This is a genomic window from Lacrimispora xylanolytica (assembly GCF_026723765.1).
In the GTDB taxonomy this organism is placed as follows: domain Bacteria; phylum Bacillota; class Clostridia; order Lachnospirales; family Lachnospiraceae; genus Lacrimispora; species Lacrimispora xylanolytica.
Genome location: NZ_CP113524.1, coordinates 148,257 through 172,883 on the forward strand (window position 1 = coordinate 148,257; position 24,627 = coordinate 172,883).

At 32.4% G+C, this 24,627-nt stretch carries 18 protein-coding genes; all 18 read left to right on the forward strand.

Annotation, left to right across the window (positions count from 1 at the left end; all coding sequences use genetic code 11):
• The first annotated feature begins 11 nt into the window (after window positions 1–11).
• The 18 genes from OW255_RS00735 (at window position 12) to OW255_RS00820 (ending at window position 24,618) form a co-directional block, all read left to right on the forward strand.
• Window positions 12–1,538: an ATP-binding protein gene (locus OW255_RS00735; RefSeq protein ID WP_268115307.1), complete on the forward strand. Its 1,527-nt coding sequence runs from the start codon at window positions 12–14 to the stop codon at window positions 1,536–1,538.
• 53 nt (window positions 1,539–1,591) lie between these two features.
• The gene (locus tag OW255_RS00740) at window positions 1,592–1,801 is read left to right on the forward strand and encodes a DUF378 domain-containing protein (protein WP_024837805.1); all 210 of its coding nucleotides are present in this window, start codon (window positions 1,592–1,594) and stop codon (window positions 1,799–1,801) included.
• 474 nt (window positions 1,802–2,275) lie between these two features.
• Window positions 2,276–3,616 carry a tetratricopeptide repeat-containing glycosyltransferase family 2 protein gene (locus tag OW255_RS00745; protein WP_268115308.1) on the forward strand — a complete coding sequence of 447 codons (1,341 nt, stop codon included), beginning with the start codon at window positions 2,276–2,278 and terminating at the stop codon, window positions 3,614–3,616.
• 195 nt (window positions 3,617–3,811) lie between these two features.
• Window positions 3,812–4,651 (forward strand): flagellin N-terminal helical domain-containing protein, encoded by an 840-nt coding sequence (locus OW255_RS00750; RefSeq protein WP_268115309.1) that lies wholly within the window; start codon window positions 3,812–3,814, stop codon window positions 4,649–4,651.
• A gap of 283 nt (window positions 4,652–4,934) precedes the next feature.
• Window positions 4,935–6,266, forward strand: coding sequence for a Gfo/Idh/MocA family oxidoreductase (locus OW255_RS00755; protein ID WP_268115310.1), 1,332 nt, complete (start codon window positions 4,935–4,937; stop codon window positions 6,264–6,266).
• A gap of 290 nt (window positions 6,267–6,556) precedes the next feature.
• Complete coding sequence (locus tag OW255_RS00760) at window positions 6,557–7,249, forward strand: glycerophosphodiester phosphodiesterase family protein (protein WP_268115311.1); 693 nt, start codon at window positions 6,557–6,559, stop codon at window positions 7,247–7,249.
• Window positions 7,250–7,340: 91 nt separating this feature from the next.
• Window positions 7,341–8,063, forward strand: a complete 723-nt coding sequence (locus tag OW255_RS00765; protein ID WP_268115312.1) for an IspD/TarI family cytidylyltransferase — start codon at window positions 7,341–7,343, stop codon at window positions 8,061–8,063.
• A 17-nt stretch (window positions 8,064–8,080) separates the two neighbouring features.
• Entirely contained in the window at window positions 8,081–9,280 is a 1,200-nt protein-coding gene (locus OW255_RS00770; protein ID WP_268115313.1) for a CDP-glycerol glycerophosphotransferase family protein, read from the forward strand.
• Complete coding sequence (locus tag OW255_RS00775; RefSeq protein ID WP_268115314.1) at window positions 9,277–10,284, forward strand: NAD-dependent epimerase/dehydratase family protein; 1,008 nt, start codon at window positions 9,277–9,279, stop codon at window positions 10,282–10,284. Before OW255_RS00770 ends, OW255_RS00775 begins: the two co-directional genes overlap by 4 nt.
• Before the next feature lies 1 nt (window position 10,285).
• Window positions 10,286–12,439, forward strand: a complete 2,154-nt coding sequence (locus OW255_RS00780) for a hypothetical protein (RefSeq protein WP_268115315.1) — start codon at window positions 10,286–10,288, stop codon at window positions 12,437–12,439.
• A gap of 18 nt (window positions 12,440–12,457) precedes the next feature.
• Window positions 12,458–13,609, forward strand: a complete 1,152-nt coding sequence (locus tag OW255_RS00785; RefSeq protein ID WP_268115316.1) for a radical SAM protein — start codon at window positions 12,458–12,460, stop codon at window positions 13,607–13,609.
• Between the two features lie 146 nt (window positions 13,610–13,755).
• Window positions 13,756–14,865: a glycosyltransferase family 32 protein gene (locus OW255_RS00790; protein WP_268115317.1), complete on the forward strand. Its 1,110-nt coding sequence runs from the start codon at window positions 13,756–13,758 to the stop codon at window positions 14,863–14,865.
• A 44-nt stretch (window positions 14,866–14,909) separates the two neighbouring features.
• Window positions 14,910–15,929: a TylF/MycF/NovP-related O-methyltransferase gene (locus OW255_RS00795; RefSeq protein ID WP_268115318.1), complete on the forward strand. Its 1,020-nt coding sequence runs from the start codon at window positions 14,910–14,912 to the stop codon at window positions 15,927–15,929.
• A gap of 56 nt (window positions 15,930–15,985) precedes the next feature.
• A complete protein-coding gene (locus OW255_RS00800) occupies window positions 15,986–17,146 on the forward strand; it encodes a glycosyltransferase family 2 protein (protein ID WP_268115319.1) in 1,161 nt (386 codons plus the stop codon).
• Between the two features lie 345 nt (window positions 17,147–17,491).
• Window positions 17,492–19,051 carry a glycosyltransferase WbsX family protein gene (locus tag OW255_RS00805; RefSeq protein ID WP_268115320.1) on the forward strand — a complete coding sequence of 520 codons (1,560 nt, stop codon included), beginning with the start codon at window positions 17,492–17,494 and terminating at the stop codon, window positions 19,049–19,051.
• Between the two features lie 38 nt (window positions 19,052–19,089).
• On the forward strand, window positions 19,090–20,460 hold the full coding sequence (locus OW255_RS00810) for a glycosyltransferase family 4 protein (protein WP_268115321.1): 1,371 nt from the start codon (window positions 19,090–19,092) through the stop codon (window positions 20,458–20,460).
• A 16-nt stretch (window positions 20,461–20,476) separates the two neighbouring features.
• Complete coding sequence (locus OW255_RS00815; RefSeq protein ID WP_268115322.1) at window positions 20,477–21,850, forward strand: DUF4422 domain-containing protein; 1,374 nt, start codon at window positions 20,477–20,479, stop codon at window positions 21,848–21,850.
• Window positions 21,851–22,071: 221 nt separating this feature from the next.
• A complete protein-coding gene (locus OW255_RS00820; protein WP_268115323.1) occupies window positions 22,072–24,618 on the forward strand; it encodes an NHL repeat-containing protein in 2,547 nt (848 codons plus the stop codon).
• Window positions 24,619–24,627 lie beyond the last annotated feature (9 nt).

Here is a 24,627-nt window from a genome sequence, read left to right on the forward strand (position 1 = left end):
GAGAAACTGCCATGAATATAAAACGAGCAAAAGAAGAAATTAAAACAACCATAGAAGCTTACTTACTAAAGGATGCATACGGAAACTACGAGATTCCATCTCTGCGGCAAAGACCTATTTTCCTCATGGGACCTCCCGGTGTGGGAAAGACCCAGATTATGGAGCAGGTAGCAAGAGAATGTCAGGTTGGCCTGGTGGCTTATACCATCACCCACCATACGAGACAGAGTGCCGTTGGACTTCCATTTATCCGGGAAAAGGAATATGGAAATGAAACCTACCGCGTGACCGAATACACCATGAGCGAGATCGTAGCCTCTGTGTATGAAAAAATGGAGACCACAGGGCTTAATGAGGGGATTTTATTTATTGATGAGATCAACTGCGTTTCTGAGACCCTGGCACCGACAATGCTTCAGTTTTTACAGTATAAAACATTTGGTAACCATAAGATTCCGGAAGGCTGGGTCATTGTAACTGCTGGTAACCCGCCGGAGTATAATAAGTCAGTCCGGGATTTTGATGTGGTGACTCTGGATCGAATCAAACTTATTCAGGTCGAGCCGGATTTTGAAGTGTGGAAGGCTTATGCGTATGAGCATGATCTTCACCCGGCGGTTATTTCTTATTTGAATACAAGACCGGAGAATTTCTGCCGGATAGAAACTACGGTGGATGGGAAATTCTTTGCCACACCAAGAGGTTGGGAGGATTTATCCCGCTTTATTCAGATCAGTGAGCGGATTGAAAAGGACGTTGACCGGGATGTAGTAGGAGAGTATATTCAATTTCCTAAAATTGCCAAGGATTTCACAAACTATCTCCACCTATACTACAAATACCAGGACGATTATCAGATCGATGAAATTCTTTCTGGTGTGATAAGGGAGACTCTTTGCAATAAGTTAAACCGCGCTCCATTTGATGAAAAATTAAATGTGATTGGACTTTTACTTTCAAAGCTGGGGCAGCAGTTCCGGGCGGTAGCAGATCAGGCAGACAGGACAGGGCTTTTGATGGAGGAGCTTAAAAAGGTAAATCCAGAAGTTGATAGCGTTGGAGATCAGTCTATGGTGGAACGGCTTTCTGTTTTGAGAAGAGAGTGGAAGGAAGTTTGGAATAAAAAGCGGGAAGCTGGGCTTATTAATAGGAGAGAAGATTATCTGGCCAGGGATGTGGAAGGTATTTTGGCTAGATATGAGGAGACTTTGAAAAAGGAAGAATCTGAGGAAGAGCATGTGGATGTGAATGCTTCATGGAATCGGATCCGGGAGCTTTTCAAAGAGGAAAACCAGCGGTATGAAACACTTCTTGAGAGCGGTGGAAGGGCTTTAGAGCATGCTTTTGATTTTATGGAAGCTACTTTTATGGATGGTCAGGAGATGGTGGTATTCGTGACCGAATTAAATACCGGCTATTACAGCGTAAAATTTTTAAAAGAATACGACTGCGAGAGATATTATCAGTATAATGAAAGACTTCTATTCAAGGACCGGGAAGATGAATTAAAATCCCGAATTGATAGTTTGGGAAAATAATGTATAAAAACCATATCTCTGCTCCATAATATAAAAGAAAAGGAGGTAGAGCCATGGGAAATAAAGCATTAAATTACACAGCTCTGACCATTGCCATTATCGGCGCAGTAAACTGGGGACTGATAGGCTTCTTTAACTTTGACCTGGTTTCATTTATCTTCGGCAACATGACATGGATTACGAGGATTGTGTACGGCCTGGTAGGAATCTGCGGGTTGTACCTGCTTACCTTTTATGGTCATAATGAGGCTAGAGCAGACTGATAATTGTTGGTTAAAAACGGAGGGCATTGCTGGGTGACCGTATTTTATATGGGCATGTGGTGGTGCTCTTTTGTTGTGCGAGTAGGATAGTGGGATAGGAAAAGGGAGGTTGTTTGTAATGCATTCGGCCGGGTATGGAGTCACTGTCCGGATCAAGAAAGGATTATATTAGACTGAAATTTCTAGATGTTATTTAATAGACTATAGCTCTAGGAAGTAACGCTGTACGAATTTCATTGCTATTTACATAGTTGAGTGAGTGGTGTTAAAGTTATTGAAGATAAATTTTAGTTTTAGGAAATTTATCTTGTAATGGTAGTGAGGTTTTTATGGCTATAGAAAATAGTTAGAGGTAAATAACTTATTTTTTTATGTAGGAGAACGATATTAATTAATAGGAAGAGTAATTAGAGGGGTTTCTTCTTAAGAACCTTTACAGATAGATAAATTATGATTGATCAGGAGGGAATTTTAGTGAAAATCAAGATCAACCTTTCACAGTGTATGATTGTTAAAAATGAAGAAAAAAATATAAGAAAAGCGTTATCCTGGGGAAAAAATATTGTTTGTGAACAGATTGTTGTGGATACCGGGTCTACTGATAGAACCGTGGAGATTGCGGAGGAGATGGGCGCAAAGGTTTTTCATTTTGAATGGATAGATGATTTTTCTGCGGCTAAGAATTTTGCTATTGAGCAGGCGTCAGGGAATTGGATTGCGTTTTTGGATGCGGATGAGTATTTTTCTGAGGAAGATACTAAGAAGATTTTGCCTTTGCTTGCGCAGGTGGAAGAGGAGAGACGGAAGCTTAAGATACCATTAATGATAAGATCGTCACTGGCTAATCTAGATGAGGAAGGTAGAACTACTTCAATTGCTACACAGGCAAGATTGTTCAGTAATGTCAAGAGTTTGAGGTACGATGGCAGTATTCATGAAACGCTCATGATAGGGGGTACAAAAGCGCCTAGAGCGTTTGAAGCAAGAGATATACTTACGGTTTACCATACAGGTTATTCAAACGCAGTTTACCAAGAAACACGAAAATTAGATAGGAATATTGCTATTTTACAAAAAGAAGTAGATAAAAATCCTCAGAATTATGAGGCATGGGCTTATCTTGGAGATTCTTTTCTAGCAAACAAGCAGCTAAAAGAGGCAGAGAAGGCTTATAACTTGGTTGTAGAACATATGAGTCACGAATTGTTTCAGGAGCGTAGGGATTTTGTATTCTGTAATTTGTTAAAAATTAAATATTATAGTAATGTGGATGATGAAAGAGAACTTCTAGAAGTATATCAAAAATCTGTTGAATTTGCTTGTTTAGCACCAGATGCAGAATATTGGATGGCTCTTTGGCTGCTAGATCGGGGTAAGCTGCAGCCAGGGATTGACTATATGGAACTGGCACTGCGTCGTCTTGAACTATATGATAGCGATGGTAATTTAGATATGGCTGGTTCACTTTCAAATGTATATGGAAGGCTTTTTGAAGCTTACAGATCATTGAATCAGGCTCAGGAGGCAGTTAAGTATGGTACTCTTTACTTGCGAATGGAGCCATATGGAGAAGATGTGCTAATGGAAATGATAAAATTATTTAAAGGAGGAGCAGAGGGTGAGGAAATTGCATCAGCTATCTTATCATTTCTTTCCAAACTTTATGATTTGACCAGAGCTAAAAACAAGCTGTTTTTGATTAGAATAAGCCGAAGGCTTATGTTTAATGAATTAGAAAAGGGAGTATATGATTTGTTTACTCAGGAGGAAAAAGTTTTTTTCCATGAAAATGAGCGTGAAATACTTGGGACTTAACATTTTTATTAAAATATTTAATTTAAGTCTTATGTATAAATAATATGTGACGATATAAGATATAGTCAAGTAAATTTGACTTTTTGTGGTTTGAACGTATGGTATTCAATCTTTCATTCAGGGCCCGAATAAAAGATTTAGAATAAAAAAATGGGGGAAAAGGAATTCCCCGTCATAATTCAAGGAGGTTATTTTATGAGAATTCAGCATAATATCGCAGCTTTAAACTCTTACAAAAACTTAACAAGCAATAATGGTACTGTTGGCAAGAACCTTGAAAAGTTATCTTCTGGTTACCGTATCAACCGTGCAGGTGATGACGCTGCTGGTCTTGCTATTTCTGAAAAGATGAGAGCTCAGATCACAGGTCTTGAGACTGCATCTAAGAATGCTAGTGATGGTATTTCTTTAATCCAGACAGCAGAAGGTGCTATGACAGAAGTTCACTCTATGCTTAACCGTATGGTTGAACTGGCTCAGCAGTCTGCTAATGGTACCTATGAGAATACTGTAGATCGTGCAAATCTTCAGGCAGAATTTACTGAATTAAGTAAGGAAATTGATAGAATTTCTGATGGTACATCATTTAATGGTATGAAGCTGTTAAATGGTAATTTAGATGGTGCTGGTGCTGGTAAAACATTAACACTCCAGATTGGTGAGACATCTGATAATTATAATCAGATTGCAGTTACAATAGGAAAAATGAACAGTGCTTCATTAACCTTGAGTACTGCTAAGGTTGATTCTCAGTCTGCAGCATCAGCAGCTGTAAGTGTAATTAAAAAGGCAATTGATAAAGTATCTAGTGTTCGTGGTAAGCTTGGTGCTACTCAGAACCGTCTTGAGCATACAATCAACAACTTAAGCGTTGCATCTGAGAACATGACAGCAGCAGAGAGCCGTATCCGTGACGTTGATATGGCTAAAGAGATGATGTCCTATACAAAGAACAACATTCTTGTACAGGCTTCTCAGGCTATGCTTGCTCAGGCAAACCAGGTACCTCAGGGTGTTCTTCAGTTATTAAAGTAATTATAATCTTTGATTATAATATTAAAAAGGGATTGTCACTTTATAGTGACAATCCCTTTTTTGCGTAATAGGTAATTATTAAGATTGATTAAAAGGAAAAAAATGTATATACATAAATTATAGGAAGATATGTAATTATATGTTGTAATTTGTCGATATATTAATAGGATGTTAAACTGTTTGAGGTTTTGTTAATTTAAAGAGACTATAAGGAGTCGATTTTAGTGTTAAGCACGATAGTTTCATGTAATAAGTAGTTTTTTATTAAAAGGAGAGCTTCTTTATGACAAGAGTAATTACATATGGTTCTTTTGATTTATTTCATGAAGGACACTATAAATTGCTTGAGAGAGCAAAAGCGTTAGGAGATTATTTGATTGTGGGGGTCACTACCGAACAATATGATGAATCCCGTGGAAAATTAAATGTTGTAGACTCTATTATAGATCGAATTGAGAATGTAAAAAAAACTGGGTTTGCTGATAAGATAATTGTGGAAGATCATATTGGACAGAAGGTGGAGGATATTCATAAATACAGCATAGATATTTTTACCATAGGATCAGACTGGACGGGTGAATTTGATTACCTGAACGACTTCTGCAAAGTAATATACCTAGATAGAACAAAAGAAATTTCCAGTACATTGTTAAGAAAACAAAAGTATCCTATCATAAAATTGGGAATAGTAGGAACCGGCCGTATTGCATCTCGATTTGTGCCTGAAGCAAAGTTTGTCAGTGGTATTGAAGCAATCAGTGCCTTTAATCCACATAAAGACAGCGCAAAAAGATTTGCGGATCGTTTTGGAATTCAAGCATACTGGGAAAGTTTCAAAGACTTTTTAAAACCGTTAGATGCAGTATATATAGCATCTTTACATCAAACTCATTTTGAATATGCAAAGGCAGCTTTAAGTTTTGGAAAGCATGTTCTGTGTGAAAAACCCATGGCTTTGTCAAAAAATCAGGCTCTGGAATTATTTGCAATTGCAAAAGAAAATGATTGCCTGCTCATGGAAGCTATCAAGACGGCATATTGCCCAGGTTTTAATCAGCTTTTGGGAGTTGCACGAAGTGGTATAATCGGAAATATTGTTGATGTAGAAGCATGTTTCACCAGGATTGCAGATCCGGATACGAGAGAAAGTAGGGATCCTAATTTTGGAGGGGGATTTCTTGAATTTGGGAATCATACCATGCTTCCCATTTTTAAGCTGTTAGGAACTCAATATAAAGATGTTAGTTTTAATAGTATTAAAAATGAAAACGGTATCGATCTGTATACAAAAGCTTCTTTTGTCTTTGAAAAAGGAATGGCGTTATCTAAAACTGGTGTTGCTGTAAAGTCAGAAGGGCAATTAATTATAGCAGGAACAAAAGGATATATACTAGCAGAATCGCCATGGTGGCTGACAAAATCCTTTGAAGTTCGCTTTGAGAACGCTTCTAAAAAGGAACAGTATACTGCAAAGTTTTTAGGTGATGGATTGCGTTATGAATTAAGTGAATTTGTGTCTCTCATTCATAATGGTGAAAGGAAATCTTATAAATTTACAGAAGAAGAGTCAATTGCAATGGCCAGAGTTATAGAGAAGTTTCTAATGCTAAGATAATAGAGTATTAGCCTTTAAAAAATTAAATATACAGATTATTCACTATCCTATATTATAAACACAACCATCTTATAATTGGTGTTTTGCTATTTTAATAAAAATTAAAACAATGTATATTAAGCTATTCTATGAATAATAAATGAACTTTTAACATGCCTTCGACTATGGAGATATTAATAACTATAAACAGCTTAACTTAACTGTTGGTTGGGTAACTAAATGATCGAGAGGATCTATATTAAAACGGTGAATTATTTATGAATATATGGGCGCATAGAGGCTGTAGTCAGATGTATCCAGAAAATACATTGCTGGCCTTTTCTAAAGCTAAAAGTATAAATAAACTTACAGGTATTGAGTTGGACATTCAAATGTCTAAGGATGGTCATATGGTTGTATTTCACGATGAACGAGTTGATCGAGTGACGAATGGTATTGGTGAAGTACGGCTGCATTCACTATCAGATTTAAAAAAATTAAGAATAAGAGCAGAAAATGGGATAGAAGAGAGAATACCTACGATAGAAGAAGTATTAGATTTGTTGGAACCAAGTTTTGAAAAAGGATTGAAATTAAATATTGAATTAAAAAATTCAGATTGCCCTTATGATGGCATGGAAGAGAAAATTATTGATTTAATTCATACAAGAGATGTACAAAATTATATTATATATTCCTCTTTTAGCGCAATATCATTAGAAAAAATAAAAAAAATTGATCCTTTAGCAGAGACTGGCATTCTGGATAGAAAGGTATCCGATTGTCTTTTTAAATTGAGAGGTGGCTGTGGAGCTACAGCACTTCATCCACATTGGAAAGATATAGATTTGGAAATTGATAAATTAAAAGGCTATAATGTAAGAGCATGGTTTACTGGCCATTTATATCCTGAAAAGCCAACAGGAGTAAAACTGAATTTAGAGGACCTTGAAAGTAAAGGGATAACGGACGTTTTTTTAAACGAGCCTGAGATTTACTTGTAGAAATTTGGAAGTTAATACATGAATTAGTACAGATAATTAAAAGATTTAACTTTCTCATTTAGACTTTCAATATAAAAAAGGTGGGTGAAGAATGATGAACATAGCTATTATTTTTGCTGGTGGAATTGGTATACGTATGAATAATATTGAGAAGCCGAAACAGTTTCTCGAAATTTATGAAAAACCTATTATAATAAGAACTCTAGAAAAGTTTGAACATTGTTCTGATGTTGATGGTATCATAATAGCATGCGTAAAAGAGTGGATTGATTATTTGCAAGATTTATTATTACGATATAATTTTAAAAAAGTAGTATCTGTTATACCAGGGGGAAAAACAGGACAACTATCTATTTATAATGGCCTATGCGAAGCGCGTAATTTATATTCTGGTAAAGATACTATTGTATTGATACATGATGGTGTAAGGCCGATGATAGATGAAAATTTGATTACTAAAAATATTCACAGTGTAAAAGCGCATGGATCTGCTATTACAACTTGTACAGTAAAAGAAACAGTATTGATTGTAAACAAAAATAATAAAATCGAAAATGTACCTACACGAGAATTATCAAGAATGGCAAAAGCCCCACAGAGTTTTTACTTGAAGGATATTATAGAAGTTCATGAAATGGCTCTTAAAGAGGGGTGTAATGATTTTATAGATTCCTGTTCAATAATGAATTATTATGGCAAAGAAACTTATTTAGTAGATGGACCATCTGAGAATATTAAAGTAACAACACCTGATGATTTTTATATGCTAAGAGCCATGCTTGAATCACAAGAAAACAAACAATTTATATTTTGATTTGTGAGGTATTACTTATGCAAGAAAAGGTATATTTAATTTATAGAAATTTTAAAGGATTGGTTACATCTATTGTTTTTTTGATGTTTAGAGTTTTTCCAATAAAAAAAAATAAGATAGTATTTTGTAATCTAGAAGGGAAAGGTGGGTATGGGTGTAATCCCAAGTATATTGCTGAAGAATTAATATTACGTCTAAAAGAAGATGGCAATTTCAAGCTGTTCTGGATTGCAGATGATTTGACAAAAACATTTCCTAAAGAAATTAATGTTACTTCTAATAAATTTTTTAGTAGGGTATATCATTTATGTACAGCAGAGATTTGGATAGACAATAGTAGGAAACATTTAGGCACTTTAAAACGTAAAAATCAAATATATATACAAACATGGCATGGGGCGATCGGCTTTAAACCAGTAGGCAAGCTAAGAAAAGGTGAGTTTCCACACATAGCATATAAAGTTAGTAAGAATGATTCAAAAATGATCAACTATTTTCTTTCTAATTCAGAATGGTGCACAAGCATATGCGAAAATGGGTTTTTATATAGTGGCAATGTTATAAAAACAGGATCCCCCAGATGTGATATTCTTATAAATCGAAAGAAAGATCAATATGAAAAAATTCGTGATAAATATCAATTGCCGACTAATGCTAAAATAGTTATGTATGCACCTACATTTAGAGGCGGAAGTCAAAAGGCTCTACGAAAAGTTAGTATGAAGAATGTAAATATAGATTTTAAAACACTGATAAGTACGCTGGAAGAAGGAAATAATGAGGAGTGGTTTGTTTTTATTAGATTACACCCACAGATAAAAGATTGCTTTAAAGAGTATAATGTAGGTGAGCATTGTGAGAAGGTAATTGATGTTACTTTGGAAGACGATATGTATGAACTATTAGCAGGAGTGGATACTCTAATTACTGATTATTCAAGTGTTGGTTTTGATGCATCATTTATGAAATTACCAGTATTCATATATGCAGATGATCTTGAAAAATACTCTTTAGAAAGAGGAGAATTATTATGGGATTTGGATTCTTTACCATTTCCTGTATCAACCAGTAATGAGGAACTTATAAATAATATAAAGACATATAATCAAAAAAAATATGAGGAAAGACTGAGTGGATTTTTTGAACAGGTCGGTTTATTGGAAGATGGAAATGCTAGCAAGAGAGTTGTGAATTTAATCGAGAGGTTAACTAAATGATAAATCATGAGGCTTTAATTGAAAAGTTATCTAATAAAACAATATTACTTACTGGTGCATCTGGAACAGTTGGTAGAAATATAATAAGCTTAATTAATAAATACAATATAGAGAATAGTGCTCATATAACAATTTTTGCTTGTGTAAGGAATGAGAAGAAGATAATCCCTTTCATTATGGACAAAGATTTTATTAGATTATATCCAGGAGATATTCTTGATAAATACTATTGGTCAACTATTGACACGTCTGTAGATTATATTATTCATTGTGCTGCTAATACCAATTCAAAATTCATGATTACTAATCCAGTGGAAACTTTGGATGGAATAGTCATAGGTACAAAAAATGTATTGGAGTTCGCACTTAGGTGTAATATTATGGGTATTCTTTATGTCTCTTCAATGGAGATTTATGGAGATTTACCTTTCTTAGACAGAAAAGTGTCAGAAAACGATATAGGAAAGATAGATATTTTAGCAGAAAGAAGTAGTTACCCGCTTGGTAAAAGATTAGCTGAAAATTATTGTTATTGCTATTATAAAGAGTTTGGTTTACCAATCAAAATCGTGCGTCTAGCACAAACATTTGGAAAAGGTATTACTGAAGAGGATAATCGAGTATATGTACAATTTGCAAAATCTGCAATAAGTGGATGTGATATTATTCTTCATACAGGGGGTGAGTCTATGGGTAATTATGTTGATTCAGAAGAGGCAGTACAGGCGATGCTCCTAGTACTCCTAATGGGGAAAACGGGAGAAGCATATAATGTAGTAAATGAAGATAATTCTATGAGTATAAAAGAAATGGCAGAAATGGTAGCAAATAAAATTGCATCTTCTCGAATAGAAGTTCGTTACGATATAAGTGATAATCATGGTTACTCAAAAATTAAAGGAGCTAGATTATCGGCAAGAAAAGTTGAAGAACTAGGTTGGAAAGCTACAATAAGTTTAGAAGAGATGTATAGAAAAACAATTGAGGAAATAGGTGAATTATAAATTGGACAATGGAGTAAATAATTACCAAAATGAGGTTGACTCTTTCAGAAAAAAATTTATCAGTTTTACAGAGCAAAGAGTTGTAATTTATGGTATAGGTAGAAGAACTGCAACACTTATTCCATACTTAAAAGATTTTAATATAGTAGGTCTGATGGATAGAGATAAAGATAATATTGGTAAAGTGATGTATGGCTTACCTATTATTAGTTTACATGCTGCAGAAGATGTAGCAGATATAATAATTATTAATGCACCTCAAAGTTATTGGGAAATTATTTATAAAAGAATATCGAACGCTAAAATTCCTGTATATTACTGTAATGGTGAGATTGCCCAGAGTATAATCATAGACGATTCTTATTGTAATAATCCATATTGGGACCAATCTCTTGAGGTATTATATGATAAGGCGAGTGAATACGAAATTATATCTTTTGACTTATTTGATACATTAATTACAAGGCGAGTATATCTACCGCAAGATGTTTGGAGTATTGTAGAAAAAAAATGTTTTATTGAAAAAAATATTAATTTAAATTTTAACCAGTTAAGGAAACAAGCAATAAGTGAAGCGAAAGTGAATAATCCTAATATTCATGAAATATATAATTCACTAAAAAATTTAACAAAATTAGAAGATAGTCTAATAGAAAATATTATAGAGTTGGAGTTTGAGATAGAAGAAAGTTTGATTATTCCAAGAGTAGAAATGGTTGAGCTATTTAAAAAATTGAAGAATGATGGGAAGGATATCTACATCCTGACTGATATTCATTTACCCTTTAACTTTTTAAAAAAAATATTAAATAAATTTCAGATTAATGTTGATGATAATAAACTTTGGATATCTAATGCTAAAAGAGTTAGTAAAAATAATGGTGACATGTGGGTAAAATATGGGACAGAAGTTGTAGGAGGTAGGAAATCACTGCATATAGGTGATGATATTTATTCAGATATTAGACAAGCTGAAAAATATGGAATTGATACTTACCATGTTATGGCAGGGTCAGATATGCTCAATAATTCTTCTATTAAAAAAGTAGTAACAAAAATCTGTAGTGAGTATGCATCCATCATTGCTGGATTATTTATATCTAATAATTTTAACAACCCTTTTGAGTTAAATTCCTGGAAAGGTAAATTATATTTTGGTACAGAATATAATTTGGGATATGGACTGTTTGGACCTGTAATTTATACTTATCTACGCTGGATAGAAGAAAAGGTAATGACTGAAGGTATTGAACAATTATACTTTTTAGCTAGAGATGGGTATTTTCTTTATGAGAATTATAAATATTTATCCCAAATTAGAGGGTATGGAGTAAACTGTGATTATCTAGAAATATCTAGGCGTGCAGTCATGGTTCCGTCAGTACAATCGGAACAAGATTTAGAAGACGTAATTAGATTTCCTTATAATGGGACTTTTTCTGATTTCTTAGAGGACAGGTTCTCCATAATAGCTGATACTAGAACAAAGGATTATAATGAAAAATGGATTAGTACAGTAAATGATTATGAACAGGTATATGAGCTATGTTTAAAATATTTTGAAGAAATAAAACGGCAAATTTATGATGAAAGGAATAACTATTTAAACTATCTTGACTCAAAAGAAATGAAAGAAAAGTGCGGTTTTGTAGATTTGTTTTTTTATGGGAATACTCAATACTATTTATCTAAGTTATTAAATAAAAAGTTAATTGGATTCTATATGGCTTGCGATTTATCGCCTAGTAACAGGTGTAATGCAAATAATATTTTATTTCCCTGTTTTCAAGACGAATTAGATAGTAAAGCTAAAAACTGTAATATATTAAAAAAATGTTTATTGTTAGAAAGTTTTTTAACTGCACCAAATGGGATGTTATTAAGGATTGACACCAACGGTAAGTTCGTATATAGTTCCGATGGAAACAACCAGAAGTATTTTATAAATAGAAAAGAAATAAATCAAGGAGTAAAGAGCTTTATAAAAGATGCAACAAAGAGTTTAACAGGAAAAGAAAAAGTTGATACAAGGTTTATTGACGATCTTTATGGAGAGTTATTAAACAATAATTTTATACTAAGTGAAAGATTAAAAGAAATTTTTTATTTTGACAATGCTCTCATTCAAAGACGAGAGTTAAAGATAATGGATTAGAGTAAAGGAGAGATAAACATGGGAGATAAAATAATTTCTCAGATAAATTACTTATCAGATGATTGGCAATTAGTTCATAAGATTATTCCTTATGGATCTGGACTGGAAGCATACCGTTCTTTAAAGCGAATTATAGATGATTTTGAAGTACCATATATAATAGATGCTGACCAAAGTAAACAAGGACAGCTATTATATGGGAAGACTATAGTTGGCGTAGATAAAATAAAAGATCTGGATTCGGATAGCAAAATAGTTGTTACTATAGCTAAGAGACGTTATGCAGAAATAAAAGCACAATTAGAGGCTATAGGACTTAAAGAATATAAAGAATTCTGTCATATTAGTCAATTTGCAGTAGAATGGTATTATAAGTATAATAATGAATGCAATATATTCTCTATGGATGTCGCGATAACTACAAAGTGTACATTGAAGTGCCGCAATTGTAATATGTTTATTCCTTACTATAAGGAACCCATAAGTTACTCTTTTGATAGTATAAAGAAAAATTTTGATTTATTATTTGAGAGGATAGATTTTGTTTTTGAGATAGGTTTACTCGGAGGAGAACCACTTTTAAATAGAGAGATAAACGATGTTATCGAGTACTTATTTGAAGAATATGCAAATAAATTTGGCAGTATTTGTATAACAACTAATGGTACATTGATACCACCTGAATCTACATTAAAGATTTTTGAAAAGTATAATGTGATAGTAATTATTAGTGAATATAAGTATGCAAATATACAAAGAGGTAAAATAGAAGAACTTACTGATATTCTTAATAAAAGAGAAATTATATTTGTAGTAAGAAAGGATTTAGTATGGAGTGAGTTTGGTTTTCCATCTGTTCCTATGAATATATTAGATCATAAAGTAAAGGATCACATGATGAAGTGTGACCCTGGTTGGAGAGGGCTAAATGATGGGAAATTTTTCTTTTGCAATGTTGCCTGGAGTGCAGATAAGGCAGGTTTATTCAGCTTGGACGAGAAGGATTACATTAATTTATCTGATCTTAAACCAAATGATAAAAGTGATAAGATAAAATTACTGGAGTATAGTTTAGGAATTATACCTTCAAAATATTTGAGTTTTTGTAAAGTTTGCGGTGGTTGTGGTGAAGATAACACTAGTATTGTTAAGGCGGGTAAACAATTATAGTAAGGTAGTTGTATTTTTTATATAAGATTAATTCTATGGAGTAAATATTGTGGCTATTATTTAAAACATGTACAGTTATATCACTATGAATGTATTGTATTATTAATAATTACGTAGCATGATGCAGCAATCGAATGGAGATAAATATGAACTTAGTTAATTGTGATCTTAGAAGTTTACAAATTAATACTATGGACAAAAAAATATATTGTTTTGGTAGCGGAAAGTATGGAATTGCTTGTGCGAATGTTATGCTAGATAGTGGCTTCGGAGATAAAATCGAAGCATTTATTGATAATGATAGTGAGAGGTGGGGTGAAAATTTTGTAGTAGGTGATAAATCATATCCTATCATTTCTCCTGATGAATTATTAGAAAAGGCAGATAGTAGTTATTATATTTTAATTTGTTGTGCTGATGTTTATGGTGTTTGCCAACAGTTAGATAATATCAAAAAATTAAGTGATACTCCAGTGGTAATATGGCAATTGGTACTTAGTAAAGAATATGATAATAACGTATACCAGGGAGAATTTAAAAAAGTAAATAACCCTATTATTCCAAAGAAAATACACTATTGTTGGTTCGGAGGTAAAGAAATACCAGAGAAGCTAAAGAAATATATGGATAGCTGGAAACTCTTCTGCCCAGAATATCAGATAATACGTTGGGATGAAAATAATTATGATGTAAATAAAAACATATATATGAAACAAGCCTATGAAACTGGTAATATGGGATTTGTTCCAGACTATGCAAGATTGGACATTATATATGAACATGGAGGTATTTATTTAGATACAGATGTTGAATTGATTAGTAATTTGGATGTTATGCTGTATCAAGAAGCCTTTTGTGGATTTAATATTAGAAGGTACCCGAGTTTGGGCCTGGGGTTTGGTGCAGTTAGAAATCAACCAATAATAAAAGAAATGAGAGATTACTATGATCAAATAAAATTTATAGAGGAAGATGGTAAAGCTAACTTAATGGCATGCGATTTACATCAATATAACGTATTGAAAAAGTATGGAGTTAGATGTAATAATCAATATCAGGAAATCAAAAATATGTCAATCTATCCTTCAACTATACTGGATAGTAAGAATTGCTATTTACACTATGAGCACATAAGTGATAATACAATAGCTATCCATCATCATAATTTGAGTTGGTTTACAGAAAAGATGAATGAAGATATGAATAATAGATTTGATTTTTTTAATAAATTAAATATTTTGAAGAGTAGCAATTGAGCAATATTACAACAGCAGAGGTTTATTTACTTAGGAGAACAGAAATGAATAAAAAAATAATACTATGGGGTTGCGGCGAACGAGCTAAAAGGTATATTGAATATGGATATTTTAAAAACTGTGATATAGTAGCTATTGTTGATACTTATCATAAGGGTGAGATATTTGAGGGATTCGGGGTGCATGGAGTAGAGAATGTTAAAGAATTAACAGATCAATCAGATTTTCTAATAATAGCTAGCTCGTATTTTAGTGAAATATATAATACATGTATTGAAATGGATTTACCTAGAAACAAGGTGATATTCACAGATGTAATACATGAAAAACTGTTCGAGAAAGATTTGGAAATAGTCAAAGAGTTATCCTTACAATTATACGAAGATATGTTGCTCAACCAGTATAAGTTAATCAAATTAAATGAAAGAGATTATTTTGATAGTAATCGATTGGTTGGCATAGGAAAATATTCTAAAATTGAATATATGAATGATTATTTTAGATATAGAACATTTGAATATATTGCTGATGAGATATTGGAAAGTGGTCTGATTGGCGAAGTAGCTGAGCTTGGAGTATTTCGTGGTACATTCTCTTGCTTAATAAACGAAAAGTTTAAAGAAAGCAAGTTGTTTTTATTTGACACATTTGAAGGTTTTGATAAAAGAGAAGGTGAACAAGAAATTGCTCTTAATAGATGTAATAAGATATTTTTAGATTATCATACAGAAACATCAGAAGAGTTATTACTATCCCAGTTACCATTCTCTAATAATTGTGTGATTTGCAAAGGTTTATTTCCAGATTCCATCACAGAGGAATCAATAAACACAACGTATAAGTTTGTGTCTATAGATGTGGATTTTGAAAACTCAATTTTTGCTGGGATAGAGTTTTTCTATCCAAGGTTAGTAGAAGGTGGTGTTATCTTTTTGCATGATTATAATACAGCTAGTCTACATGGAGTAAAAAAAGCAGTAAAGCGTTATGAAGAGGTTAATAAACTATTACTTAAAAAAATACCATTAGCAGATAGAGCTGGAACACTAGTTATTATAAAGTAGCAGAATCTATTAATCCATTATAGGGTGTGAGTGAATATCGCTTACGAGGGCGTTTGATGATGAAAGAATTATTAAGTGTTATTATTACTGCTTACAATGTTGAGCAATACCTAGAACAATGTATTGAAAGCGTGTTACATCAGAGTTATATAGATATTGAAATAATAGTTGTAAATGATGGTTCAGATGATAATAGTAGTATAATAATTGACCGTTTTGCCTCAAAAAATCCTCGCATTAAGGTTATACATAAAAAGAATGAAGGGGTTATAAAAGCGCGGTATGATGGCATCAGAATTGCTAATGGAGATTTTGTAACATTTGTTGATGGTGATGACTGGATAGAGCCCGATATGTACACTAACTTGATGGAAAGTTTACTTAAGAACAACGCAGACATGATTGCCTCTGGAATCATAAGATATTATTCCGATAGTTATAAAAAATTTGAAAAGAATATTATAGAGGCTGGGTATTATAATAAATTTCAGATTATTGAACATATAATACCTAATATGCTATGGGATCTAAAGAACGATAAACATGGAATAGATCCATCACTATGTACTAAAATTTTTAATTGTCATAAGCTCTTTAAATCAATGTGTAAATTAATACAAGAAAAATATGAATTTCATTATGGAGAAGATATAGCTATACTGTATCCATTTATTTTAAATATAGATTCGATTGTTATTTCTGATCAAAAATATTATTATCATAGACAGAGAAGACATAATGAATTGGCTAATTATATAACGGATGAAAACTATTTAGAAAAATTATTTGATTTATATAAATACTTAAAAGGTGAGTTTTATTCAAATAAAAATCTATTAATTGAACAATTGGATTATTTTTATATTAACTCAGTAAATATAAGAAAAAAATGTTACAATGAGTTAGCTGAAACGGTTAAATATATGTTTCCTTTTGATAGAATAACGAAAGGAAGTAAGATTGTGTTATATGGTGCAGGAGTTGTTGGAAATACATTTTATAATCAATTGTTAAAGTTAAATTATTGTAAAGTTATTTTATGGGTAGATAAAAATTATTTAAATTATAGTACAAAAAATGTTGACATAAAAAGCGTGTCTGATATTTTAACCGTAGAATATGATCATATTGTTATTTGTAGTTCAACTAAGGAAATCAGTGACTGTATTAAACAAGAGCTAATAGAAATGGGAATAGAACAAGACATAATTGTTTAGTCCGTAAGCGGCTCTTTGTTTGTATTAGTTTATATAAATTTGTGTTTATGAAATTAGGCAGGAACACATAAAGTAAGGCAATTTATAGAGCCTAACTTCTATTTAGTAAATGGAAATTAATCAGTATCAACAATCTCCAAAGTTCCTCTCTGTTATTAATACCACTACATATGATGTTGTCTAAGTTCAATTTGGAATTTGAAAGTGAATAAAATTATTATAAATTGTTATACGTTTATAAAAATAAATACATTTATATAACGATTATAATTGACTTTGTAAATTTGGTTAACAATGTTGTTATTACTGAGTTTATTAATTAAATATAGTATAGGGGATTTTTCAATGAAGGATATTAAAACTATCGCAATGTACTTGCCCCAGTTCCACAATATACCTGAAAATGATCAGTGGTGGGGAGAAGGGTTTACAGAATGGACAGCAGCGAAAAGGGCAGATAAGTTGTTTGAGGGGCATTATCAACCAAGAGAACCTCTGAATAATAATTATTATAATTTATTGCAGAAAAGAACCATGGAATGGCAAGCAGGTTTGGCGTCTAAATATGGTTTGGATGGTTTCTGCTTTTACCACTATTACTTTAAAGACGGACGTAAGGTATTGGAAAAGCCAGCAGAGTTGTTGTTAAGTTGGTGTGATGTTAATATGCCTTTCTGTTTTTGCTGGGACAATACATCATGGGCACGATCATGGAGTAAATTGGGAAATAAATTTACATGGTTTGAAAAGGAAAAAGAACATTCTTGTGAAGGCGATGGAATTCTCCTTGAACAAAAATATGGGAGAGAAAAGGAATGGGAAGACCATTTTAAATATCTTCTACCATTTTTTAAAGATGATCGTTATATAAAAGTAGATAAAAAACCTTTGTTTATTATATACAAGACTGACGAAATGGCTTGCTTTACGGAGATGATTGATTATTGGAAGAAATTAGCACTAGACGAAGAAATAGAAGGTATTTATACTTTAGGGATAAATAGTAGCAATGAAAAAAGAGGAATGGATGGAGTTCTATATAGTGGGCCTGGTGCTTATTGGAATCCAATTATAAGTAGCAATAATTTAGATTTTGAATATAAGAATGGTGTCAAGTGTTTTGACTATGAATCCATATGGAAAAATGCATTGATTGCTAAAGGAAAGAGTAATTTAAAAACGTACTTTGGAGGATTTGTTGATTATGACGATACTCCTAGGCGGGGGGATCGGGGAGCTGCTTTTATCAATACGTCTGTTGAAGTATTCGAAAAATATCTTTATAAATTAGCTCAGAAAAATTTATTAATAAAAAATGAATTCTTATTTATTAATGCTTTTAATGAATGGGGAGAGGGTATGTACCTTGAGCCGGACAAGAAAAGGGGATATGCCTTTTTAGAAGCACTTAGATCTGTTAAAGAAAAATTAAGAAACAGTGCTGATGATGAGAAATTAGAATTTACATCGGTCTTGAATGTAGATAAAAGACCATCTGGAGACAGGGAAAAAATAAGTGCTGATATGTGGAAACAAAATAATAAGTTTAAGGAGTATTATTATTTGCTACATCGTTGGTTGCAATTAAAAGAGGAGAATGTTAATCTTAGCAAGTATTTGATAAAGTGCGGATATTGTAATATTGCTATTTATGGATTAGGTGTTATGGGTAAACATTTATTAGAAGAGTTGAGGCATACAGAAATTCAGGTATTATATGCTATTGATCAAAATGAGCTAATGGTACATCCTGATATTGAAATAAAGAGTGTAAATGATTTCTTTCCCCAGGTTGATGCAGTTGTTGTAACAGCAACCTTTGATTATGATGTAATAAGGACAATGTTAAAAGAGAAGATTGATTACCCTATTGTCTCATTGGCAGAATTACTATATGAGGTATAAGACCTAAACTTTAGATTAAAAATGAAGACAGGTGATGTATGAGAATAATAATATTTGGTATTGGCAAAATGTATGAACGCCATAAGCATGAACTTTCTAAGCTCCCTATTGTTGCTTTTTTAGACAACGATCCCAGTAATCAGGGCGCTACTTTGAATGGAGTTATTATCGAATCTCCCTCTAATATTCATAAATATAGCTATGATTATATATTTATAATGAGCGTACATTACAAGGAAATGAGGAAACAGTTACTTCAACAAGGTGTTTCAAGCACTCGCATTATAGATATTGAACACAGGGGATTTTTGGAAGGTCTACATGAAATAAAGTATTATATTAAGAAAAAAAAGATCAAAAATAGAAAAAGTATTTTATTATGTTCACATGACTTATGTCTGACAGGAGCTCCACTAGTACTCTATTATGCAGCATCTATTCTTAAAGATTATTATAACATTACTGTCTTTTCAAAATCAGACGGACCATTAAGATATGATTATCTGGAATTGGATATTTCCGTTGTAATATGCAATGATATATCTTTAGATAATTTGGAAATATACAAGTTTTTTGATGAGTTTGATCTGCTATTTGTAAATACACTTGTATTCTCTACCAACATAAATGACATGGCTTCACTAAATAAGCCAGTCTTATGGTGGCTACATGAAGATAAGGATGTTTATAATTATTTGGGGATAAGTAGTATAAAGTGTATATTAAATGAAAATATATACCCTTATTCTGTAAGTACATGTGTTGATTCTGTTTTTTATCAGCATTATGATGCTGAAATAAAGAGAATGAGATACGGTATTCCTTATGAAAACAATAAGTCAGAAAGCAAGGAAAAAAACAAACTTATTTTTGCTATTGTAGGATCTGTTGGAAAGAGAAAGGCTCAGGATATATTTATAGAAGCAACAAAAAAGCTAACGACGAATAATGAAAACATTGAGTGTTGGATAATAGGTGAGATACAAGATGAATATAGAAATATGTATGAAAGAGAAAAAGGCGTAAGAGTTTTTGGATCACTAAGCCACGAGCAAGTTATGGAACTATATTTAGATATAGATATAATTGTATGTCCATCTTTATATGATCCACTTCCAGTAGTGTTAACGGAGGGAATGATGTTGAAAAAGGTATGCATTATGTCAGATACCACAGGAACGGCTGAAATCATAGAGCCTTACAAAAATGGTTTAATCTGCAAATCAGGAGATGTAGATGATTTAGCAGGAAAAATGCAGTGGGTTATAAATAATAATGAGAAATTGCCTGCTATCGGGGAAGAAGCCTATAATGTTTATGAGAATTATTTTTCTATGAATCAATATAAAAAAAGTTTGATTAATAACATAAGTGATTTGTTGAATGCTACGCGCAAAAGAAACCAATGACATTAAAGGGGAAAAGATGGTAGGTGAAAAATTAATTATCTTTGGCATGGGTAATGTATTTAAAAGACGAATAAAGCAGTTTGATTTAACGAAAATCGTAGCTGTGACAGATAATCATGTTTCGAGTGATGGAGAGGAAAATTCTGGTTTAAAGATTATTAAACCTGAAGAAATAAGAACTTTAGAGTTCGATTTTATTGTTATTTGCACTGGATATGCGATTGCTAAAGAAATATATTCTCAACTTACAGAGGTGCTGGGGATACCTGGAATAAAAATAATAAGTGAAAAAAAGTATTTTGAAAAAGTATCATGGGAACCCATAACTTTATTGGATATTTGTAGTAAGTTGGGTATTCATTCCATAACAAATACGAAGAAATACTTTTACTCAAATGGTATCCTGAGCAATACAAATGTTTTTGGTGAAAATTTTGCTGACATTTCTTGGACTGATAGAGGTCAAGGTATTGCTATCTTACTTGGTGAAGTGTGTGATAAAGCTTCATACGAAAATATATTTGATAAATTTAAAATAGAGAATTACAAATTTAATAACAATTATAAGTTTATAATGGTTATTAATAATACATGTGGACAGGAGCGCTTAAAAGCTAAATCCATGTTGGGGTATTCTTTAAATTATATTAGCGGATTAGATTTACAATTAATAGTTTATCAAAAACAAGATAAATGTTCAATTTATGTTGCTACGCACAAAGATTATAATGCACCTACCTCTGACCTTTATATTACATTATGGTTGAGTAATAAGGAATGTACTAATACTTCTTATCTTAGAGAACATGGTGATAATATTTCCTATTTGAACTTCAAAATTAATGAATGCACTGGATTATACTGGTTATGGAAACACGCAAATGAGGAAATAGTGGGATTAAATCATTACAGAAGATATTTTAAACTTAATAATAGTAATGAAATACTATCCGAAGTAGAGTTAAGATCACTGATAGAAGAATATGATATATTAGTTGGTAATGCTGTCTGTACCTATCCAATGACCAATAGTAGATATTTAGAAAATTCAATAGATGAAAAAGCTTTTAACAAAGCAAAGCAATTAGTACAAGAAGCAATTATGAAATTGCAGCCTGATTATGTAGAATGTTTTATCGAAGTCATGGATGGATATGCATTCTTCCCATGTAACATGTTTATTACTACAAAAGTAATATTTGATAGATATTGTGAATGGCTATTTTCCATCATTATCCCTGCAGCAGAAGGTTTTGACGAAATTCCATATGATGATTATAGCAAAAGAGCAATTGGATTCTTTGCAGAACGTCTATTAACGGTTTGGCTTTATAAGAATGAATATAGAATTAAAGAATTGCCTATCTTACTTAAGGATGTAACCATGTAAATTTAAGGAGATTTCCAAAAAGTTAAAGTTTATATAGACATTATTAGTAAAGAAAAGTATTTTTTTATACGTTACTGTATGTTGGTTTATATTGTTCTCATAAAACAATTCCGTTAAGACGGTGGATGTTTACCTATCATAATAAAATAAGATTAGAATTATAGCCAATATTTAATAATGAGGGAAATAAGTGTATAAAAGTTAAAGGGGAACAGAAAAACATGCGTACATATATTAAGAAAAAGCTTATAGATCTACTAGATTCGATGAAACAATCACAGGATTCATTGCCTGCATTAATCGATAAGGCACAACAAGTACAAATACTTGCAGATTGTCAAGATGCAGCTATAGCAATAGGAGAGACACTGGAACATGATTCGTCAGACTATGTTAATATCGTCTCTGTGCTCGAACAATATTGTGAAGAAGCCTTTTATTTATCAGAATCGCTGAAAAAAATAATCTGCCTTGAAAGATTAACTAAGCTAGGCGAATTAATAGATAAAGTAAAATTTATGATTGAAGAAATTCCTTTTACGTATCAAATGATTTTCATGCCCTATAAGGCTTCTATGTGGGACAGTTTGGAAAGCATTTGGCGTGCATGTAATGAAGATGAGCGCTGTGAGTGTTATGTAATCCCCATTCCATATTATGAATTCAATTCAAATACCAACAGGTGGATGTATTGTTATGATGGTACACAATTTCCTGATGACGTTCCAATTATTAATTTTAAGGACTATTCGTTAGAACAGAATCATCCTGATGTGGCTTATATCCATAATCCATATGACGATCTCAATCTAGTTACTAGGGTAGACCCAAGATTTTATTCCCGTGAATTGAAAAATTATGTAAATAAATTAGTTTATGTACCATATTATGTTACCTCTGGATTTATTGCTCAAGATCATCTGTCGTTATCTGTTTATCAACATATGGATTACATGGTAGCACAATCAGAATATGCAAAGAGTTTTTGCAAAGGTATGTTCTATTTTGATAGAATCTTACCGTTTGGATCTCCTAAGTTGGACTGTGTAATCAAACTTAGTCAGGAGAACACTATTATACCTGAAATATGGAAACCTTTACTTGAGGGAAAGAAGGTATTGATGTTAAATACCAGTATTGGTTGCTTTTTGCATGACGGAAGTGTCTATCTAAAAAAGATAAAGAGTCTTTGCAATTCTATTATCAAACAGAATCTAGTGGCACTTATTTGGCGCCCACATCCACTATTGGAGGCAACTATCAAATCAATGAGGCCTCAGCTACTGTCAGAGTACAATAACCTGAAAGAATATTTTTTGGAGAATAAGATTGGAGTTTTGGATGATACGCCAGATATCTCAAGAACAGTTGCTTTATCAGATGGTTATATAGGTGAAGAGGGAAGCTCGGTTATTAATTTGTTTGGTGCAACCGGGAAGCCGATATTTATTCTGGATAATCATATTACAGATATTTTTACGAAAGAAGAAAAATGTAGAGTACATTTTACAGATATAATAATAAAAGATGATAAGACTTGGTTTGCTACAAGTCGGTATAATGCGCTCTTCTTCAAAGACATGAAAGAAAAACAAGTTCATTATACAGGACGAGTAGAGCATCAGCCTAAATGGTATAGCGCTTTTCCCTTCATAACAGAATTAGGAAATAATATTTATCTTTCTCCAGATTTTTCTGGAAGACCAGCTGTTTATAATATAAGATCTAATGCTTTTGAATTCATTGGAACTGAGAATATGAGGGATAGTGCAAGGCGTGGATTATGTGTTACGTATAAAAATAGTATATTTTATCTTCCAATTATAGATAATTATATAGCGGAATTTAACTTAGAAACGAGAAAATGGTACTATCATACAGAATGCATTCAAGAGCTTATAGATAACGTAGATAGCGATGTTGCTTTAAGCCAGGGAATGACATATAGATGTTCGGTATGTGGTGAAGAAATGTGGATTACTGCTACCTACACAAATTGTATTCTAAGATTTAATATGAAGAATGGAACATATGCAATTTGCAAGATAGGCAATAAAGAAAATGGATATTCAGGAATTATTGCAGATGATAAATATTTATGGTTAACAGAAGTGAATAGCGGCGATATTGTCAAATGGGAACGACGCTCAGGAAAGGTTAAGACTTTTTGTATGCCAGTAGGTTTTTCCTTCTGGACAGGAGCAATGGATCGTAAGTTGCCTCATTTATCTCTGATAGATATGGGGAAATGGGTAGTGACAGTTCCGGGTTTTTCAAATAGTATGGTTAAGATGGATAAAATAACTGGAGAAGTAAGTCTTTTTATAAACGATTTTTGGAAGAAGGTAGACCAAAATGCAAATGGTTATAATCCTAAATTTCACCTTTCCAGTGAATTTGGAGCAAGATTAGATGAGAATTCAATCATAGTACAAAGAAACTATGATGATGCCGCAGCCATTGTCAACATTGAAGACGAAACCTACGAGATGTTCTATCCAACTCTCAGCGAAGAAGATTTTGCAAAACTCACCGAAGGTGAAGATGGCTTTGAAAAGGTAGATGAAAAGTCCGGTTTCTTCCGAAGAGAAAGCAAAATATTCTCTTTTGAAGGCTTTATTGACGACTTAATCCACGACAGATTAACCGATGTTCGTGAACGACAGCTCAAAGAACTATCTACACTAGCCGCCAATTTGGATGGTACCTGCGGAATCAAAGTACATGAGTATATGATGAATGTATTAGAAAATAAAGATAATCAGTAATTTACATGG

Bases quoted from the DNA above. Each gene is read 5' to 3' on its own strand.
- OW255_RS00735 (WP_268115307.1), top strand. From the start codon at position 12: ATGAATATAAAACGAGCAAAAGAAGAAATTAAAACAACCATAGAAGCT.
- OW255_RS00740 (WP_024837805.1), top strand. From the start codon at position 1,592: ATGGGAAATAAAGCATTAAATTACACAGCTCTGACCATTGCCATTATC.
- OW255_RS00750 (WP_268115309.1), top strand. From the start codon at position 3,812: ATGAGAATTCAGCATAATATCGCAGCTTTAAACTCTTACAAAAACTTA.
- OW255_RS00755 (WP_268115310.1), top strand. From the start codon at position 4,935: ATGACAAGAGTAATTACATATGGTTCTTTTGATTTATTTCATGAAGGA.
- OW255_RS00760 (WP_268115311.1), top strand. From the start codon at position 6,557: ATGTATCCAGAAAATACATTGCTGGCCTTTTCTAAAGCTAAAAGTATA.
- OW255_RS00765 (WP_268115312.1), top strand. From the start codon at position 7,341: ATGATGAACATAGCTATTATTTTTGCTGGTGGAATTGGTATACGTATG.
- OW255_RS00770 (WP_268115313.1), top strand. From the start codon at position 8,081: ATGCAAGAAAAGGTATATTTAATTTATAGAAATTTTAAAGGATTGGTT.
- OW255_RS00775 (WP_268115314.1), top strand. From the start codon at position 9,277: ATGATAAATCATGAGGCTTTAATTGAAAAGTTATCTAATAAAACAATA.
- OW255_RS00785 (WP_268115316.1), top strand. From the start codon at position 12,458: ATGGGAGATAAAATAATTTCTCAGATAAATTACTTATCAGATGATTGG.
- OW255_RS00790 (WP_268115317.1), top strand. From the start codon at position 13,756: ATGAACTTAGTTAATTGTGATCTTAGAAGTTTACAAATTAATACTATG.
- OW255_RS00795 (WP_268115318.1), top strand. From the start codon at position 14,910: ATGAATAAAAAAATAATACTATGGGGTTGCGGCGAACGAGCTAAAAGG.
- OW255_RS00800 (WP_268115319.1), top strand. From the start codon at position 15,986: ATGATGAAAGAATTATTAAGTGTTATTATTACTGCTTACAATGTTGAG.
- OW255_RS00805 (WP_268115320.1), top strand. From the start codon at position 17,492: ATGAAGGATATTAAAACTATCGCAATGTACTTGCCCCAGTTCCACAAT.
- OW255_RS00810 (WP_268115321.1), top strand. From the start codon at position 19,090: ATGAGAATAATAATATTTGGTATTGGCAAAATGTATGAACGCCATAAG.
- OW255_RS00815 (WP_268115322.1), top strand. From the start codon at position 20,477: ATGGTAGGTGAAAAATTAATTATCTTTGGCATGGGTAATGTATTTAAA.
- OW255_RS00820 (WP_268115323.1), top strand. From the start codon at position 22,072: ATGCGTACATATATTAAGAAAAAGCTTATAGATCTACTAGATTCGATG.